This window comes from Roseococcus suduntuyensis (genome assembly GCF_014196305.1).
GTDB classification, from domain to species: Bacteria; Pseudomonadota; Alphaproteobacteria; order Acetobacterales; family Acetobacteraceae; genus Roseococcus; species Roseococcus suduntuyensis.
The window spans coordinates 1,271,959-1,289,650 of sequence record NZ_JACIDJ010000001.1; the positions used below are offsets into that span (position 1 = coordinate 1,271,959).

18 protein-coding genes are annotated in these 17,692 nt (G+C 71.5%); 6 read left to right on the forward strand and 12 right to left on the reverse strand.

Going from position 1 to position 17,692, the window contains the following annotated elements; translation table 11 throughout:
• Positions 1–2 precede the first annotated feature (2 nt).
• The 7 genes from acs to GGQ83_RS06010 form a co-directional block, all read right to left on the reverse strand.
• On the reverse strand, positions 3–1,940 hold the full coding sequence (gene acs, locus GGQ83_RS05980) for an acetate--CoA ligase (protein ID WP_184382804.1): 1,938 nt from the start codon (positions 1,938–1,940) through the stop codon (positions 3–5).
• A 76-nt stretch (positions 1,941–2,016) separates the two neighbouring features.
• On the reverse strand, positions 2,017–2,988 hold the full coding sequence (locus GGQ83_RS05985; RefSeq protein ID WP_184382805.1) for a Bug family tripartite tricarboxylate transporter substrate binding protein: 972 nt from the start codon (positions 2,986–2,988) through the stop codon (positions 2,017–2,019).
• Positions 2,989–3,085: 97 nt separating this feature from the next.
• Positions 3,086–3,775 (reverse strand): alpha/beta fold hydrolase, encoded by a 690-nt coding sequence (locus GGQ83_RS05990; protein ID WP_184382806.1) that lies wholly within the window; start codon positions 3,773–3,775, stop codon positions 3,086–3,088.
• Between the two features lie 11 nt (positions 3,776–3,786).
• On the reverse strand, positions 3,787–4,314 hold the full coding sequence (locus GGQ83_RS05995) for a CHAP domain-containing protein (protein WP_184382807.1): 528 nt from the start codon (positions 4,312–4,314) through the stop codon (positions 3,787–3,789).
• A gap of 188 nt (positions 4,315–4,502) precedes the next feature.
• On the reverse strand, positions 4,503–5,390 hold the full coding sequence (locus tag GGQ83_RS06000; RefSeq protein WP_184382808.1) for a lipid A biosynthesis lauroyl acyltransferase: 888 nt from the start codon (positions 5,388–5,390) through the stop codon (positions 4,503–4,505).
• A 102-nt stretch (positions 5,391–5,492) separates the two neighbouring features.
• The gene (locus GGQ83_RS06005; protein ID WP_184382809.1) at positions 5,493–6,515 is read right to left on the reverse strand and encodes a zinc-binding dehydrogenase; all 1,023 of its coding nucleotides are present in this window, start codon (positions 6,513–6,515) and stop codon (positions 5,493–5,495) included.
• A gap of 40 nt (positions 6,516–6,555) precedes the next feature.
• Complete coding sequence (locus GGQ83_RS06010; RefSeq protein WP_184382810.1) at positions 6,556–6,741, reverse strand: hypothetical protein; 186 nt, start codon at positions 6,739–6,741, stop codon at positions 6,556–6,558.
• Positions 6,742–6,887: 146 nt separating this feature from the next.
• Here GGQ83_RS06010 and GGQ83_RS06015 point away from each other — a divergent pair, with 146 nt between their 5' ends.
• Positions 6,888–8,105: a sensor domain-containing phosphodiesterase gene (locus tag GGQ83_RS06015; RefSeq protein WP_207018065.1), complete on the forward strand. Its 1,218-nt coding sequence runs from the start codon at positions 6,888–6,890 to the stop codon at positions 8,103–8,105.
• A 67-nt stretch (positions 8,106–8,172) separates the two neighbouring features.
• On the opposite strand, the gene rdgB is transcribed toward GGQ83_RS06015, so the two are convergent.
• Together rdgB and rph are read right to left on the reverse strand one after the other, a co-directional pair.
• The gene (gene rdgB / locus GGQ83_RS06020) at positions 8,173–8,796 is read right to left on the reverse strand and encodes an RdgB/HAM1 family non-canonical purine NTP pyrophosphatase (RefSeq protein WP_184382811.1); all 624 of its coding nucleotides are present in this window, start codon (positions 8,794–8,796) and stop codon (positions 8,173–8,175) included.
• Positions 8,793–9,509, reverse strand: a complete 717-nt coding sequence (gene rph / locus GGQ83_RS06025; RefSeq protein WP_184382812.1) for a ribonuclease PH — start codon at positions 9,507–9,509, stop codon at positions 8,793–8,795. The genes rdgB and rph overlap by 4 nt, the downstream gene beginning before the upstream one ends.
• 74 nt (positions 9,510–9,583) lie before the next feature.
• On the opposite strand from rph, the gene GGQ83_RS06030 reads away from it, so the two are divergent.
• The 3 genes from GGQ83_RS06030 to GGQ83_RS06040 are packed head-to-tail and all read left to right on the forward strand — an operon-like array spanning position 9,584 to position 11,775.
• A complete protein-coding gene (locus tag GGQ83_RS06030) occupies positions 9,584–10,042 on the forward strand; it encodes an SRPBCC family protein (protein ID WP_184382813.1) in 459 nt (152 codons plus the stop codon).
• Between the two features lie 46 nt (positions 10,043–10,088).
• Positions 10,089–11,159 (forward strand): heat-inducible transcriptional repressor HrcA, encoded by a 1,071-nt coding sequence (gene hrcA, locus GGQ83_RS06035; protein ID WP_184382971.1) that lies wholly within the window; start codon positions 10,089–10,091, stop codon positions 11,157–11,159.
• A gap of 31 nt (positions 11,160–11,190) precedes the next feature.
• Positions 11,191–11,775 (forward strand): nucleotide exchange factor GrpE, encoded by a 585-nt coding sequence (locus GGQ83_RS06040; protein ID WP_184382814.1) that lies wholly within the window; start codon positions 11,191–11,193, stop codon positions 11,773–11,775.
• 105 nt (positions 11,776–11,880) lie between these two features.
• On the opposite strand, the gene GGQ83_RS06045 is transcribed toward GGQ83_RS06040, so the two are convergent.
• Positions 11,881–12,798, reverse strand: a complete 918-nt coding sequence (locus GGQ83_RS06045) for an SMP-30/gluconolactonase/LRE family protein (protein WP_184382815.1) — start codon at positions 12,796–12,798, stop codon at positions 11,881–11,883.
• A gap of 71 nt (positions 12,799–12,869) precedes the next feature.
• Here GGQ83_RS06045 and GGQ83_RS06050 point away from each other — a divergent pair, with 71 nt between their 5' ends.
• On the forward strand, positions 12,870–14,519 hold the full coding sequence (locus GGQ83_RS06050; protein WP_184382816.1) for a hydantoinase B/oxoprolinase family protein: 1,650 nt from the start codon (positions 12,870–12,872) through the stop codon (positions 14,517–14,519).
• Entirely contained in the window at positions 14,519–16,549 is a 2,031-nt protein-coding gene (locus GGQ83_RS06055) for a hydantoinase/oxoprolinase family protein (RefSeq protein ID WP_184382817.1), read from the forward strand. Before GGQ83_RS06050 ends, GGQ83_RS06055 begins: the two co-directional genes overlap by 1 nt.
• Here GGQ83_RS06055 and mobA read toward each other — a convergent pair.
• Together mobA and GGQ83_RS06065 are read right to left on the reverse strand one after the other, a co-directional pair.
• Positions 16,536–17,108, reverse strand: coding sequence for a molybdenum cofactor guanylyltransferase MobA (gene mobA, locus GGQ83_RS06060; RefSeq protein ID WP_184382818.1), 573 nt, complete (start codon positions 17,106–17,108; stop codon positions 16,536–16,538). The two genes, GGQ83_RS06055 and mobA, sit on opposite strands and share 14 nt — an antisense overlap.
• A 3-nt stretch (positions 17,109–17,111) precedes the next feature.
• Positions 17,112–17,600, reverse strand: coding sequence for a hypothetical protein (locus tag GGQ83_RS06065; protein WP_184382819.1), 489 nt, complete (start codon positions 17,598–17,600; stop codon positions 17,112–17,114).
• Positions 17,601–17,692 lie beyond the last annotated feature (92 nt).

A 17,692-nucleotide genomic window follows, 5' to 3' on the forward strand; every position in this document is an offset into this window, starting at 1 on the left:
CCTCAGCCCACCCGGTTCTCCACCAGTTCCTGCACCACGGTGGGGTCGGCGAGCGTCGAGGTGTCGCCCAGGCTGTCCGTCTCGTTCGCCGCGATCTTGCGGAGGATGCGCCGCATGATCTTGCCCGAGCGCGTCTTCGGCAGGCCGGGCGCCCACTGGATGGCGTCGGGCGTGGCGATCGGCCCGATCTCCTTGCGCACCCAGGCCACGAGTTCCTTGCGCAGCGCGTCCGAAGGTTCCTCGCCTGCGTTCAGCGTGACGTAGCAGTAGATGCCCTGGCCCTTCAGCTCATGCGGCATGCCCACCACCGCGGCCTCCGCCACCTTCGGGTGCGCGACGAGGGCGGATTCCACCTCGGCCGTGCCCATGCGGTGGCCGGCCACGTTGATCACGTCGTCCACCCGGCCCGTGATCCACCAGTAGCCGTCGGCGTCGCGCCGCGCGCCGTCGCCGGTGAAGTAGAGGCCGGGGAAGGTGGAGAAATAGGTCTGCACGAAGCGCGGATGGTCGCCATAGACCGTGCGCATCTGGCCGGGCCAGCTGTCGGTGATGACGAGGTTGCCCTCGGTGGCCCCCTCCAGGAACTTGCCCTCGCCATCCACCAGCGCGGGCGTCACGCCGGGCAGGGGCAGCGTGGCGGAGCCGGGCTTCTGCGCCACGGCGCCGGGCAGGGGGGAGATGAGGATGCCGCCCGTCTCCGTCTGCCACCAGGTGTCCACGATGGGGCAGCGCTCATCGCCCACCACGCGGTAGTACCAGAGCCAGGCCTCGGGGTTGATGGGCTCGCCCACGCTGCCGAGGATGCGCAGCGATGTGCGCTTATGCTTCTTCACCGGCCCCTCGCCATCGCGCATCAGGGCGCGGATGGCGGTGGGGGCGGTGTAGAAGATGTTGACCTGGTGCTTGTCCACCACCTGCCAGAAGCGGCCATTGTCGGGCCAGGAGGGCACGCCCTCGAACATCAGCGTGGCGGCCCCGTTCGCGAGCGGCCCATAGACGATGTAGGTGTGCCCCGTGACCCAGCCCACATCGGCCGTGCACCAGTAGATCTCGCCCGGGCGGTAGTCGAACACCAGCTCATGCGTGAACGAAGCCCAGACCATGTAGCCGCCCGTGGTGTGCAGCACGCCCTTGGGCTTACCCGTGCTGCCCGAGGTGTAGAGGATGAAGAGCGGGTCCTCGGCGTTCATCCGCTCCGGCTCGCATTGCGTGGGCTCGGCGTCGCACAGCGCGGCCCATTCGTGGTCGCGCCCTTCCCGCATGGCGACGGCGGTGCCCGTGTTGCGCGCCACGATGACGTTCCGCACGCTGGGGCAGGATTTCAGCGCCTCGTCCGCATTGACCTTGAGCGGCACCTTGCGGCCGCCGCGCCGCCCCTCGTCGGCGGTGATGAGCAGCGAGCACTCGGAATCCTGGATGCGGCTGGCCAGGCTGTCCGGGCTGAACCCGCCGAAGACGATGGAATGCACCGCGCCGATGCGCGCGCAGGCCAGCATGGCCACCGCGGCTTCCACGATCATGGGCAGATAGATGCAGACGCGGTCGCGCTTCTTCACGCCCAGCTTGCGCATGGCGTTGGCCAGTTGGCAGACGCGGGCATGAAGCTGTGCGTAGGTCGTCTTGCTGTCGCTGGCCGGGTCGTCGCCCTCCCAGATGATGGCGACCTGGTCGCCCCGCCCCGACGCGATATGGCGGTCCAGGCAGGAGACGGAGGCGTTCAGCTCCCCATCCTCGAACCACTTGATCGAAACATCGCCGGTGAAGTCGGTGTTCTTGATCTTCGTGGGCTCGCGCATCCAGGCGATGCGGCCCATCTCGCCGCGCCAGAAGCCGTCGGGGTCGGTGGCGGCCTGCTCCGCCATGGCGGCGCGGCGCTCGGCGGTGACCAGGGCCTTGGCCGCGATCTCGGGCTTGATGGCAATGAGGCCGTCATCGGGCATGGCGTGGCGTCTCCCTCACTTCAGGCGTTTTGTTCCGGAATTGGCGCATAGCGGGTCGCCGCGCGTCAATGCCTTGTCAGCTTTCGGGGCGGATGCCGAGGCGCTGGATCACCTCTCCCCAATGGGAAAGTTCGGCGCGAACCAGCGTGGCCAGCAGGCCGGGCGGCGTGCCCAGCGGCTCGAACCCCGCGGTGGTGAGCGCGCGGTGGGTTTCGGGCGCGGCGAGCGCGGCGGCGGCCTCCCCGGCCAGGCGGGTGATGCGGGCCTCGGGCGTGCCGCGCGGGGCGAACAGGCCGATCCAGGCATAGACGCCGATATCGGGCTCGTTCTGTTCGCGCAGGGTCGGGATGGCGGGAAGCTGGTTCACGCGGGCCTCGCCCGTCACGGCCAGCGGGCGCACCTGTTCGGACAGCGCCTGGGGCAGCACGGCGCCGGCGGCGGCGGCCACCAGCTGCACGCGCCCGGCCACGACCTCGCCGATGGCCTGGGGCCAGGAGCGGAAGGGCACATGCGTCATGTCCAGCCCATGCCGCGCCGCGAATTCCGCCGTGACCAGGTGCCCCAGCGTGCCCGCGCCCACCGAGCCATAGTTCAGCCGCCCCTGGTTCGCCCGCGCATGGGCGACGAGGCCCGCCACGTCGCGCACCGGCACGCCCGGATGCACGGACAGCACGAAGGGCATGCGCGCCAGCAGGCTGACGGGCATCAGGTCGGTCGCGGGGTCATAGGGCAGCTGTGGGTTGACCAGCCGCGCGATGGAGCCGGGGCCGCCGATGGTGACGATCAGGCTGTGCTCGTCCTGGGCGCGAAGGGCCGCATCCACCCCGATGGTGCCGCCGCCGCCCGCGCGGTTGTCCACCACCACGGGCTGGCCCAGCACGGGCTGGAGGTGCTGCGCGAGCGCGCGGGCCGCGATGTCGGGGGTGGAGCCTGCGGGGAAGCCCACGACCAGCCGCACCGGGCGCGAGGGCCAGGGCGCCTGGGCCCGCGCGGCCGGCGCCACGGCCAGGGCGGGCAGCGCCAGCGCGGCGCGGCGGGGGATGGACATGGGCGGCCTCCGGTTCATCAGGGCACGATCCGCGTCGCCGAAGCGGTGAATCGCCCTTTGCAACGGGCCGTATAGGGCGGGACGCGGCCCGGCGAAATCACCCTTGCGCCAGTTCCAGCAGCAGCGCGGCCAGTGCCTCGGGGGCCGTGATGTTGGGGCTGTGGCTCGCTTCCATGGCGTGGAAGTTCCAGCCGGGCATGCCCCGCAACCGGTCGGCGATGGGGCGGAAGGGGTCGTGGCCGTCCTTCACCGTGCAATGGATGTAGGTGCGGGCGAAGGGTGGCGTGGCGTGGTTGAGCCGCAGCTTCTGCGTGAAGCAGCGCGCGGGCTGGTGGCGCCGGCGCGGGCGGGTCCATTGCAGATCCTCGGGCGCGGTGTCGGGCGCGCCGGGCATGGGCGGGAGGAGCCAGCCCTCGAAGGGCGCCTGCGGCTCGCCGCCGCCCACCATGTCCTGCAGCGACTGGCCATCCTCCGGCACGAAGGCATCCAGGTAGACCAAATGGCGGATGCGGCCCGGCACGCGGTCGGCCACGCCCGTGCCCACCATGCCGCCATAGGAATGCGCGACGAGAATGATGTCGCGCAGATCCTCCATCTCGATCACGCCCAATATGTCCTGGATATGGGTTTGCAGGTCCACCAGCGGGTGGGTCAGGTGGGCGCGTTCGCCAAGGCCGGTGTAGGTGGGGGTGAAGACCTCATGCCCCGCCGCGCGCAGCGGTTCGCGCAGCTTCTTCCAGGACCAGCCGCCCGACCAGGCGCCGTGGCAGACGAGGATGCAGGCCATCGGGACCCCCTTCAGCGCCCCGCCATCACCGTGCGCGGCAGGATGAAACCATGCGCCGCGAAGACCGTGTTGCCCAGCGCGTTGATGCGCGGATACCAGACGCGCACCTGCGTCCAGTCGTTGCGGGGCGAGACGTCCAGCACCGGCTGGTCCTCCGCCACGCGGCCGCGCAGGGCGCCCGAGGCCCAGTTGGCATGGTCCACGCGGATTTCCCGCGAGGAGACCACCCGCCGCACCACCGACAGATGCCCTGAATTCAGCCGCGAGGTGCGGGCCAGGACCAGCACCCCGCCCGGCTCCGGCTGCCGGGCACGGCTATAGCGGCCCGCCGCCGCGTCCCACCATTGCCAGGCGTCGCCCGCGAGCTGGATGCCCGAGCGCTGCCGCGCATAGGGCACGCAGGAGATGCCGGTATAGGGCCCATGGCCCGGAACATCGGCGATGACGGGCGGCGCAGGGGCGCGGCTGGTGCCGCAGCCGGCCAGCATGGCCAGTGGGGCGCCCAGGGCGCAGGCGCCGAGAAGCGCGCGTCGGTGCATGTGGTCCACTCCCCCCAAGTGGATGGCCCCAGTGGATGACCCAAGTGGCGTGGCGCCGCCTTCCCCAAGGTGGCGCCTTGCGTGCTTTAGCTTGGAATTCCGTCGGAAATCCAGCCTTTCCGTGCCGCCAGCCAAATCCCCTCAACGCCGCCAGCGGCACTTCCTTCAACGCCGCCAGCGGCCCACCTTCAACGCCGCCAGCGGCGATGCATCCACAGCCACTGCCCCGGGTCCTCGCGGATCCAGCCCTCGATGATGCGGTTCAGCAGGGCGGTACTGGCCTCCACATCCACGCGGCCCGTGGCGTCGCGCGGCAGTTCCACCGGCCCCACCAGCTCGATGCGGAAGCGCGGGCCCGGCTCACGGATGGCGCGCATGCCATAGACCGGTGCCTCGAAGCGCCGCGCCAGCCGCGCCAGGAAGGGGTTGGAGGCGGCCGGCTGGCCGAAGAAGGGCACCACCGGGCCGCGGCCGAAGCGCTGGTCCACCAGCATGCCGAGCGACTTGCCCTCGTCCAGCGCGGAGGCCATGCGGATGGGCGCGGCCACGCTGGCCGGGATCAGCTCGCCCATGATGGGCGCGCGGCGGGCGATGATGTCGGCCGCGATGAAGCGGTTGTTGGGTGTGCGGTAGAGGATGGCCCCCTGGTGCCCCATCCGCGCCGCCACCACCGCCGGCAATTCCCAGTTCGCCAGGTGCGCCGAGAAGGTCAGCACGGGCCGCCCCTCGGCCATCAGGGCCTGCAGGCGCGCCTTGGTGTCCGGGTGGGAATAGACCCGCCCGCCGTCGAAATCCCAGATGCGGTCCAGATGGGCGTATTCGCAGGCGGTGCGGCCCAAATTCTCCCAGGCGCGCCGCGCGATGGCCTGGTGCTGCGCCGCGTCCATCTCCGGCAGGGCGAGGCGGAGATTGTCCATCATCTGCCGGTGGTTGCGGGTGAAGGGCCCGAGCCGCGGCAGCACGAAGCCGCCCAGCGCCGAGGCCGCCCGCAGCCCCAGCAGGCGCAGGAAGGCGAAGGCGGCGCGCGCCACCATCGCCAGGGCCCATTCGCCCGCCAGGGCCAGCCGCGCGCGCACGCCGCGCGCCTAGAGCAGATCGCACATGGCTGGAGCCAGCCATTGCGTGAATCTGCTCGCAATGACGCGGCTGGGGCGGTTTTCGCGCATGTGAAAAGCGCCCTACAGCGTGACGACGATCTTGCCGAAGACGCGCCGGGATTCGAGCCGCGCCAGCCCCTCCTCGAAGCGGTCGAGCGGCAGCACGCTGTCCAGCACGGGGCGGATGCCCTGGGCCATCTTGTCCAGCCCCTCGGCCACGTTGCGCACCGTGGCGCCGAAGCTGCCGATCAGGCGCAATTGCCGCTGGAACAGCATCATCAAATTCGTCTCGGCCGAGACGCCGGAGGTGCTGCCGCAGGTCACCAGCCGCCCGCCCATCTTCATGGAGAGCAATGAGCCCTGCCAGGTGGCCGCCCCCACATGCTCGAACACCACATCCACGCCGCGCTTGCCGGTGACGCGGCGGGCGATGCTCTCGAAGCGGTCCACATTGTAGTTCACCACATGGTCGGCGCCGAGCGCGCGCGCCTTTTCGGCCTTCTCCTCATCGCCGACCGTGCCGATGACGGTGCAGCCGATGGCCTTCGCCATGCGCACCGCCGCACTGCCGATGCCCGAGCCCGCGGCATGGACCAGCACGGTCTCGCCGGGCTCCAGCTTCGCGTTGTCGAACAGCATGTGCTGGACGGTGGCGAAGGTGATGCTGGCGCAGGCGGCGTCCTCGATGGAGACACCCTCCGGCACCGGCACGCACAAACGGGCTGGCGTGTTCACCAGCCCCTGGGCGAAGCCATCCACATGGAAGCCGCGCACGCCGGCCACGTTCTCGCACAGATTGTCGCGGCCGGCCTGGCAATGCTTGCAGGTGCCGCAGGTCATGCCGCCATAGGGCACCACGCGCTGGCCTGGGCGGAATGCCGCCACACCCTCGCCCAGGGCCGTGACCTCGCCCACCGCCTCGGCGCCCACGGTCAGCGGCAGGGTCCGCTTGGCGAAGGCCATGCCACGCCAGCCCCAGACATCAATGTGGTTGAGCGCCACGGCCTTCATGGCGATCTGCACCTCGCCCGGGCCGGGAGGCGGGGGCGGGGGTGCTTCGGTGAGACGGAGGTCGCGGTCGGCGAGGAGACGGAGGGCGTGCATGGCGCGCCCATAGCAGGGAACGCCGCGCCCTCCTACCGGATCACTGCCGTATGACCCTGGGGCCGCGGTCCACCGTCAGCGCATCCGGCCAGCCGAAGCCCCATTCGACCAGGGCGATGACAACCGCCACCGCCACCGTTGCCCCGATGATCCAGAGGTGCTGGCGCGACGGGGGGCGCCGAAACCATTGGAACAGGCGCAGCAGGACCCGCATTTGAACGTCCATGGACCTATCCCCTCTTGTGCCGCCGATCACCAGGCGCGCGATAATTCCTTGGCAAGCTTGGGCTTTGCAACCAGACCGCGGCGTCAACATTGTCGTCACTCGGGTGCTGCTATGCAGGCCGGAGCCAACTCCTGGGAACAGCCAGCATGCCACAATCCGCCCTCGGCAGCGTCATCACCCCCGAAACCCTGGATGCGCCGATGGCCCCCACCCTGGAGGCGATCCGCCGCCACCTGGGCATGGAGGTGGCCTATATCTCGGAATTCGTAGGCGATCTTTCCATGATGCGCGAGGTGAGTGCCCCCGGCCTCGAACATCTCATCAAGCAGGGCGACGCGCTTTCCCTCGATGACGTCTATTGCCGGCACATCGTGGCGGGCCGCCTGCCCGAGCTCATTGCCGACACCGCGGCCGAGGCGCTCTGCCAAACCCTGCCCATCACCCGCAATGTCCCCATCGGCGCGCATATGAGCGTGCCCATCCGGCTGGCGGATGGCGAGTTGTACGGCATGTTCTGCTGCCTCAGCCCCACGCCCAACCACAGCCTGAACCCGCGCGACCTCCAGGTGATGCGCGTCTTCGCCGACCTGGCGGCACACCAGATCGACCGGGAGCGCGCCCGCGATCAGGAGGCGAACGCCCTGCGCGACCGCATCCTGCAGGTGATCGAGGGGCGGGAATTCGAGTTCCACTACCAGCCCATCTTCACCTTCGCCCCCTTTCGCCTGGTGGGATTCGAGGCCTTGTGCCGCTTCCACGCCACGCCCTACCGCACGCCCGACATCTGGTTCGCGGAGGCGGAAGCCTCTGACCTGGCCGAGCCCCTGGAACTCGCCGCCGCCGCGCGTGCGCTCGAAGCCCTGGGCGACCTGCCGGACCCGCTCTTCGTCTCGGTCAACCTGGCGCCGGCCACGCTGCTGGGGGGCCGCCTCTCCGAGGCGCTGGGCGATTGGCCCTGCGGGCGCGTGATCATCGAGGTGACGGAGCATACCCCCGTGGGCGACTATGCCGCGCTGAACGCCGCCATCGCCCCGCTGCGCGCGGCGGGCGTGCGGCTGGCGGTGGATGACGCGGGCTCGGGCTTCGCCAGCCTCCAGCACATCATCCAGCTCGAACCGGACATCATCAAGCTGGATGTGGAACTGACCCGCGGCCTCGATTCCGACACCGCCCGCCGCGCGCTGGTGGCGGCGCTGACCTATTTCGCGCGGGAGACGGGCATCGAGATCGTCGCCGAGGGCGTGGAGACCGAGGCCGAGCGCCAGGCGCTGGAGGCGTTGCAGGTGCGCAAGGGCCAGGGCTACCTGCTCGGCCGCCCCATGCCGCGCGTCGCGGCCATGGCGCTGGCCGCGCGCTTGGCCTAGAGCAGATCGCACATGGCTGGAACCAGCCATTGCGTGAATCTGCTCGCCGCGATGCGGACAGGGCCCCTCAGCCCAGGCAGGCGGCGGCGAGTGCCCTGAAGGCCCGGGCGCGGTGGGAGAGGCGGGCTTTTTCGGCCATGCTCATCTCCGCATAGGTCAGCGTTTCACCGTCCGGCACGAAGATGGGGTCGAAGCCGAAGCCCTGGGCGCCGCGGGGCGGCCAGGTCCATTGGCCCTCGGTGCGGCCCTCGAAGCCTTCCGTGTGGCCATCGGGCCAGGCCAGCACCAGGGTGGCCACGAAGGCGCAGCCTCGGTCGGGGTTGGCGTTGGCCTCGCGCCAGACGCGTTCCATGGCCGGGCCGTAGTCGCGGCTGCCATCGGGCTGGGTGGCCCAGTCGGCGGTGTAGACGCCGGGGGCGCCGCCCAGGGCCGCCACCTCGCAGCCGCTGTCGTCGGCCAGGGCTGGCAGGCCGGTGGCCTGGGTGGCGGCCAGCGCCTTGATGCGGGCGTTGTCGAGGAAGGTGGTGCCGGTCTCGGCGGGCTCGGGCAGGCCGAGTTCCTTGGCCGAGACCACCTCCAGCCCATAGGGCGCCAGCAGGCTGGCGAATTCGCGCAGCTTGCCGGCGTTGTGGCTGGCCAGGACCAGCCTGCCGGGGAGAAGCTTCCGGGGCTGGCCGGCCGAAGCGGTCAAAGCCCCACCGCCGCCTTCTGTCGCGCCACCAGGTCCGCCACGCCATCGCGGGCCAAATCCAGCATGGCCAGGAACTGCGCCTCGCTGAAGGGGGCGCCCTCGGCCGTGGCCTGGACTTCCACCAGCGCGCCGCCGCCCGTCAGGACGAAGTTGGCGTCCGCCTCGGCCGCGCTGTCCTCCTGGTAATCGAGGTCCAGCACCGCCTCGCCATTCACCACGCCGCAGGAGATGGCGGCGACATGGTCGGTCAGCGGCACCTGGCTCATGATGTTGTGGCGCACGCAATGCTGGAAGGCCAGGTGCAGCGCGACCCAGGCGCCGGTGATGGAGGCGCAGCGCGTGCCGCCATCGGCGTTGAGCACGTCGCAGTCGAGCGTGATGCTCATCTCGCCCATCGCCTTGCGGTCCACCACGGCCCGCAGGGAACGGCCGATCAGCCGCTGGATTTCCTGGGTGCGGCCCGACTGCTTGCCGCGCGCCGCCTCGCGGTCGCCGCGGGTGTGGGTGGCGCGGGGCAGCATGCCGTATTCGGCCGTGACCCAGCCCAGGCCGGTGTTGCGCAGGAAGGGCGGCACCCGCGTCTCGACGCTGGCGGCGCAGAGCACCTCGGTCTGGCCCACGCGGATGAGGCAGGACCCCTCGGCATGCTTGGCGATTCCCGTCTCGATCACGACGGGGCGGAGGGCATCGGGGGTGCGGCCGGATGGGCGCATGGTCATTATTCCTTGGCAAAGGCGAAGCGGGCGCACCATACGCGGGCGCGCGGCGAAGGCCAGGGGTTAAGCAGATGACCGAAGACAGCACCACGCACGAGGCCTGGATCGGCCTGCCGCCCATGGCGGCCTTCCGCCTCTTCACCGATGGCTTCGACCGCTGGTGGCCGCGCGAATACACCTGGGGCGGGGCGGCCTGCGTCGAGATCGGCATGGAGCCGGGCCTCGGCGGCGCCTGCCGCGAGATAGGCCCGCACGGCTTCCGCTGTGACTGGGGGCGCATCACGCTGTGGGAGCCGCCGCGGCGTCTGTGCTTCACCTGGCAGATCGCGCCCGACCGTGCGCCCCAGCCCGACCCTGCCTTCGCCTCGGAGGTGGAGGTGGTCTTCGAGGCCCAGGGCGCGCGCACCCGCGTGGTGCTGACCCATTCCGGCATGGCCCGCCATGGCGCGGGCTGGGAGGCGGTGCGCGAGGGCATGGGCTCGCCCCAGGGCTGGCCGCTGCTGCTGGGGCGGTATGTGGGGCTGGTGTGAGCCTGCTTGACCCGCCCCCCGGCAGGACCCACCTTACCTCATTGTGATGCACACGCCCTTCAAGCCGGGCCTCCTGCCCCTTGCCGCCGCCTCGGGCCTGGACCATAGGGCCACCGCGGTCCTGCGCGAGCTGGTCGAGGTGTATGTCGCGACCGGCGAACCGGTCGGCAGCCGCACCCTCTCGCGCCGCCTGCCGCTGAACCTCTCGCCCGCCTCCATCCGCAACGTCATGGCCGACCTGGAGGAGGCGGGGCTGCTCTACGCCCCCCACACCTCCGCCGGCCGCCTGCCGACCGAGCGCGGCCTGCGCCTCTTCGTGGATGGGCTGCTGGAATTCGGGGATCTGAGCGAAGAGGAGCGCGAGTCCATCGCCGCCCGCTGCGCCGCCCATGGGCGTTCCCTGCAGGAGACGCTGGCCGAGGCGGGGCAGATGCTGTCCGGCCTTGCGGGTGCGGCGGGCCTTGTCGTGGCGCCCAAGGGCGAGGCGCCGCTGCGCCACATCGAATTCGTGCCCTTGGGCCCTGGCCGCGCGTTGGTGGTGTTGGTGCAGGGCGATGGGCGCGTCGAGAACCGCGTCATCGAAGTGCCGCCCGGCCTGCCGCCCTCGGCGCTGATCGAGGCCGGCAACTATCTCAACGCGCAGCTTGCCGGCCGCACGCTGGAGGAGGCGCGGGAGAAGGTGGAGGGCGAGATCACCGCCAACCGCACCGCCCTCGATGCCCTGACGCAGCAGGTGATCGCGGCCGGTCTCGCCACCTGGGCCGGCGGCGGCAATGCCGCGCTGATCCTGCGCGGGCAGGCGAAGCTGCTGGAGAATCTGGAAACGCTCGCCCGCGTGCAGGAAATCCAGGCGCTCTTCGAGCGGCTGGAGGCGCAGGAGACCACGTTGCGCCTGCTGGAACTCGCCCAGCGGGGCGAGGGCGTGCAGATCTTCATCGGCGCCGAGAGCGGGCTGTTCAGCAGCGCGGGGCTGTCCGTGGTGGTGGCGCCCTTCCGCAACGCGCAGGAAAAGATCGTGGGTGCCATCGGCGTCATCGGCCCCTCGCGCATCAATTACGGACGGGTGATCCCGGTGGTGGACTACACCGCCCGCGTCATTGGCCGGCTCTTGGGTTGATCGGCCGGGCCCTGCCCATTACGTCACGCGCATGACCACCGAACCCAACGCCAAGCCCGACACCGCCCCCGAAGACGAGACCGTGGCCGCCGCCGAGGCGCCGCCGCCCCCCGAGCCCACGCCGGAGGAGCGGATCGCGGCCCTTGAAGCCGCGCTGGCCGAGATGAAGGACCGCTGGCTGCGCGCCGAGGCCGAGATCCAGAACATCCGCAACCGCGCCCGCGACGATGTCGAGAAGGCGCGCAACTTCGCCGTGCAGAAATTCGCGGCCGATGTGGTGGAAGCGGCGGAGAACCTGCGCCGCGGCCTCGACGCCCTGCCCGCCGCGGCCGAGGACGAGCCCGAGATCATCACCAAGCTGCGCGGCGGCTTCGAGGGTGTCGAGCGCTTCCTGCTGCAGCGCATGGAAGCGAACGGCGTGGCCCGCAAGCCCGCCCAGGGCGAGACCTTCAACCCCGACCTGCACCAGGCGATGAGCGAGGCCCCGGCGCCGGAGGGTGTGGCGCCGGGCACCATCCTCCAGGCCTGGTCCTCGGCCTGGACGCTGAATGGGCGCCTGCTCAAGCCGGCCATGGTGGTGGTGGCGGGCCAGCCCGCGGCGGAGCCGCAGAAGTAGCGCCGCGGCGGAGCCGCATAAGTAACGCCGCGGCGGAGCCGCATAAGTAACGCCGCGGCGGAGCCGCAGAGGTAGCACTCGGCGGAGCCGCAGAAGCAACGCCTCTCAGCAATAGGGCAGGCGCAGCCCCTTCTCCCGCCAGGGCATGCTGACCAGCTTCCCCGTGGTGGAGAGCGTGATGTAGGCCACGTCCAGCCCCGGCCCGCCGAAGCAGATATTGGTCGGCATGGGCTCGGGCATCTTCACCACGTCGAGGATTTCCCCGGCCGGCGAGACGGTGGTGATTTCGCCGGAGACGAGGGTGGCCACCACGATATTGCCCTCGGCGGTGATGGCCAGGCTATCCAGCCGCCGGAAGCCCGGGAACTGGCACAGCATGTTGCCGCCATGGGGGCTCGGCCAGGGGGATTTCCGGAGGCGCCCGGGGCCCAGGATGTCGAAGGCCCAGAGGCGGCCCGTCTCCGTCTCGGCCACATAGAGCGTCTCGCCCTCGGGGCTGATGCCGATGCCGTTGGCGCCGCCCGGCACCGGGTGCGCGGCTTCCACGATGCGCGAGCCGTCCAGCGCCGCCCAATAGACGCCGCCATGGTCGCGGTCCCGCGCGCGGGACTTGCCGAGGTCGCTGAACCAGAAGCCGCCCTTGCCGTCGAGCTGCAGGTCGTTCGGGCCCTTGAGCGGCACGTCGCCGCAGCGGTCATACAGGGTGCGGACCGCGCCCGACGCCATGTCCACCACCTCGATCCGGCCGGTGGTGTAGTCGGTCGCCTGGCCGGTGGGGCGCAGTTGCCCCGGCGCGTCATGCCAGGTGAAGCCGCCATTGTTGCAGAGGATCAGCGTGCCCTCCGGCCCCGCCGCCAGCCCGTTCGGCCCGCCGCCGGGGGTCGCGATGACGCTGGTGGTGCCATCGGCGGCCACGCGGGTGACGGTGCCGTGCTCGATTTCCACCAGGGCAATGGAACCGTCGGGCAGGGCCACGGGGCCTTCCGGAAAGCGCAGGCCTTCGGCCAGCGTGGTGAATTCCATGGCGCATCTCCCTCTTTTTGTGGGCGTGAGGATGCGCCACGCTGGCGCTTGCGCCAAGTGAAGGAAGCCGCATGGACCCCGTGACGCTCGCCGTGTTGAACGCCCGCTTCACCGCGATCGTGGAGGAGATGGGCGAGGCGCTGCTGCGCACGGCCTATAGCCAGATCCTGAACTCCTCGCGCGATTTCTCCATCGCGGTGACGGATGGGCAATGCCGGCTGGTGGCGCAGGCGGACCATATCCCCGTGCATGTGGGTGCCATGCCCTTCGCGGCGCGGGCGGTGGTGGACCGCTTCGGCGATGCGATGAAGCCGGGCGATGTCTATCTGCTGAACGACCCCTGGCATGGGGGGAGCCATCTGCCGGACCTCACGATTGTCCTTCCCATATTTGGAGAGGGGTCATTGCGCTTCCTCGCCGTGGTCCGCGCCCATCACAGCGATATCGGCGGCGCCACCCATGGCGGCTACAACCCGGGGGCCACCGAGATCTGGCAGGAGGGGCTTCGCATCCCGCCCATCCTGCTGGGCGAGGGCGGCGAGATGCGGCCGGACCTCGTGGACATGCTGGCGCTGAACACCCGCATCAACCGCGACTTCCGCGGCGACCTGGCGGCCATGCTGGGGGCCGCCAAGCTCGGCGCGCTGCGGCTTGGCGCGCTGCTGGACCAGCATGGCGCGACGGCGCTGATGGGCGCGGTGGACGCCATCCTGGACCTGGCGCACGCCCATGCCGCGCGCATCGTCGAAAGCTGGCCGGACGGCACCTGGACGGGCGAGGCCTTCCTCGATGATGACGGGCACGGCGCCGAGAACATCGCCATCCGCGCCACCTGCACCAAGCGGGGCGGCACGCTGACCGTGGACCTCTCCGCCAGTGACGACCAGGTGCGGGGCTTCGTGAACTCGTCCCATCCCAACATGGTCAGCGCCTGCTGCATGGGTTTCGCCTATCTGCTCGACCCCGAGGTGGCGAAGAACGAGGGCGCCTTCCGCGCGCTGCGCGTGGTGGCGCGCGAGGGCAGCGTGGTCTGGGCGCGGGAGGGCGCGGCGGTGACGCTCTGCACCAGCCACTGCTCCAACGAGATCGTGGAAGCCATCATGCGCGCCATGCAGGGATGCTGCCCGGAGCGGGTGATGGGCGGCTGGGGGCGGCGCTTCCGCATCGCCATCACGGGCGAGGATGCGCGGCGGCCCCAGGCGGATGGAAAAGGCCGGCGCTTCGTCTGGCACCTGTTCCACGCACGGCCGGGCGGGGGCGGGCATGCGAAGGGCGATGGCTGGTCCACCGCCGGCGAATGGCACAGCGCGGGCGGCCTCAAGTTCGGCAGCGTGGAAATGGCCGAGGCGCGCTTTCCCCTGCATTTCCGCCGCCATGAATTCCTGCCCGGCTCGGCCGGGGAGGGCCAGCACCGCGGCGGCCTCGGCGCGCTGCTGGACCTGGTGGTGGAAAGCGATGGCCCGGCGCGCGCCAACACGGCCGGCGATGGCGCGCGCCATGGCAGCGCCGGCCTCCATAGCGGCCAGGACAGCGCGCCGCACCGCTACGTGCTGCGCCATGCGGACGGCACGGAGCGCGTGCTGCGGACCAAGGAGGTCGGCGTCGTGATCCAGCCCGGCGAAGTGATCGAGGTGCGCTCGGCCGGCGGCGGCGGCTGGGGCGATCCGGCGCAACGTGACCCGCACGCCGTGGAAGCCGACCGCGCGGAAGGGCTGCTCTGATGCGCTATGTCATCGGCGTGGATGTGGGCGGCACCTTCACCGATGTGGTGGGGGTGGATGAGGAGGGGCGGGAGTTCCTCGCCAAGGCCGCCTCCACGCCCCATGACCAGAGCGAGGGCGTGATCCAGGGGCTGCGGAACCTGGCCTCCATGCTGGGACTGACGCTGGGCGAATTGCTGGAGACCACCACGCGCATCGTCCATGGCACCACGGTCGCCACCAACGCGCTGCTGGAGCGGCGCGGCGCGCGGACGGCCATGCTCACCACCGAGGGCCACCGCGACGTGGTGGCGATGCGCGAGGGGCTGAAGCCCGCGCGCTATGATTTGCGCCTGCCCGCGCCCGAACCGCTGATCCCGCGCCGGCTGCGCCTGGGTGTGCGGGAGCGCCTGCGGCCCGATGGCGCTGTCGAAACGCCGCTGGACGCGGCCAGCCTCGACGCCGCCATCACGACCCTACGCGCGGAGGGCGTGGAGGCGGTTTCCATCTGCTTCCTCCATTCCTGGGCCGCGCCCGCGCATGAGCACGCGGCGGCCGAGGCGGTGCGGGCGGCGCTGCCGGGCGTCTTCGTCACCTGCTCGGCCGATGTGCTGCCGCAGATCAAGGAATATGAGCGGTTCTCGACGGCCGCGGTGAATGCCTATGTGGGGCCTGTGGTGTCCCGATACCTCATGCGGCTGGAGGCGCGGCTGCAGGAGGCGGGGTGCGCGGCGCCGGTCTTCGTCATCCTCTCGCATGGCGGCGTGGCGCCGATTGCCGAGGCCGCGCGTCTCGCGGCCGGCACGGCGCTGTCCGGGCCGGCGGGGGGGGTGGTGGCGGCGGTGGCGCTGGCGCGGCGGGGGATGGGCGCCAACCTCGTGACCTTCGACATGGGTGGTACCTCCACCGACATCGCGCTGGTGACCGACGGCGCCGCCGCCATCGGCCGCGGGCGCGAGGTGGGGGGCGAGCGTATCGCGCTGGACAGCCTCGACATCATCACGCTCGGTGCGGGCGGCGGGTCCATCGCGCATCTGGGCGCGGGCGGCACCTTGCAGGTCGGGCCGCAATCGGCCGGCGCGCGGCCTGGCCCCGCCTGCTATGGGCGCGGCGGCACCCTGCCCACGGTGACGGACGCGAACCTGCTGCTGGGCTATCTCGACCCCGGAAGCTTCCTGGGCGGCGCCCAGCGCCTGGACGTGGCGGCGGCCGAACGCGCCATGGCGCTCCTGGCCGGGGCATTGGGCTTGGACGCGGCCCAGGCCGCGCTGGGCGTGCATCGCCTCGTCAATGCCCGCATGGCCGATGGGGTGCGGGTGGCGACCGTGCGGCGCGGCGTGGACCCGCGCGGGGCCACGCTGCTGGCCTTCGGGGGGGCCGCCGGGCTGCATGCCAGCGCGGTGGCGCGGGACCTCGGCATGGCGCGCGTCGCGGTGCCGCTGTTCGCCGCGGGGCTCTCGGCCTGGGGCATGTTGCAGACCGAGCTGCGGCACGAAATCGCGCGCAGCGTGGTCGGTGCCGGTGCCATGCCGGGCGATGATGCGCTGCCAGCCCTGTTCGACGGGCTGGCGGAGGAGGCGCGCGCCCAGCTCGCGCAATGGTATGGCGGCGAGATCGGCCTCAGCCTGGCCGCCGACATGCGCTATGGCGAGCAGGTCTTCGAGATCACGGTGCCGCTGGACGGCGTTGTGCCCACACGGGCCGCCCTGCGCGAGGCCTTCCACGCCCGCCATCGCGCCCTGTTCACCTACGATCTGCCGGAGGAGGAGGTGGTGCTGGTCACCGCCCGCGCCGCCGCGCGCGGGGTGCTGCCCGCCCTGCCGCGCCTGCCCGCCGGCGCCCCCCGCCCCGCCACGCCCGAGGCCGAGCGGCGCTGCCTGCTGGAGGGCGGCTGGACCATGCTGCCCGTCTGGCGCTTCGAGGCATTGGCGGCGGGGCAGCGCGTGGCCGGCCCGGCCATCGTGGAAAGCCCCACCACCACCGTGCTGCTGCAACCGGGCGATGCGGCGGTGATGGAGCCAGGCGGCTGGCTCGCCGTCAGCCTGGGGTAAGCTGCGCCCGCGCCAGTTGCTCGGGCGTGTTGATGTTGAGGAAGGGCTCGCCCGGCCATTCCACCCGGGCCACGCCTTGGGCGGCGGCGAAGCGGCCCACCGCGCGTTCGCCCGCCGCCAGGGCCTGGCGCAGCGCGGGGGCCAGGGTGCGCGGCCAGAGCGCGATCACGGGATGGGCGCGCCCGCCGGAGGCGGCCTGCGCCACCGCCGCCATCCCGCGCCCCGCATGCAGCCGCGCCACGAGGTCGGGCGGCAGGAAGGGGGCGTCACCGGGCACGGTCAGCACGAAGGGCAGGGGTGAGGCCTCCAGCGCCGCCAGTACGCCGCCCAGCGGCCCCATTCCGGGCAGGGGGTCGGGCCAGACCGGCAGGCCATAATCCGCGAAGCGCGCCGCATCGCCATTGGCGCTGATGGCCAGCGCCGCGCATTGCCGGGTGAGGCGCGCCAGGATGTGCGCCAGCAAGGGCCGCCCGTGCAGCATCCGCAGCGTCTTGTCGCCGCCGCCCATTCGCGTGGCCCTGCCGCCCGCCAGCACGCAGCCCAGCGTGTCGGCGCACATGGGTCAGGTCTGGCGCCGCAGCGGCGGCGGGCGGGCCGCGCGGCGGGCGGACGGCGGCGCCTTCATCCGGCGCAGGGCCAGCGGCCGCAGCAGGAAGCCCGTGCCGAAGCCGAAGGCCGCGTTGATCAGCCCCGCGCGCAGCAGGGTCTGGGTGTTGCCGCCGGCATACATCGGCACCCCGCGCATCTGCGCCACCAGCGTCACCGCCACCAGCGTGCAGCCCACGGCGCCGATGAGTGTGGCGGTGAAGAGGTCGGGCAGGGGGGTCCAGCGCAGCACGGCCGCGATCAGGATGCCCCAGACGCCCCCCCAGAACATGGCGCTGAAGAATTGCGGGATGTGCAGCCCCGCCACGGGCGGATTCGCCATGGCCCGGCCGATGTCCCAGCCCGGCCCCTGCACCCGGCCGATGACGGCGGTCAGCGCCTCGACATTGTTTCCGTAGTTGTAGAGCAGGTGGATGGTGCCCTGGTGGAACGCCAGGACGGACAAGGCCCCCATGAGGAAACCCCCGATCAATACCTTCAGCACTTGGCGCCCCCCAGGCTTGCCCGTGCGGCATCTTCGGCCCAGGCTGCGCGCCA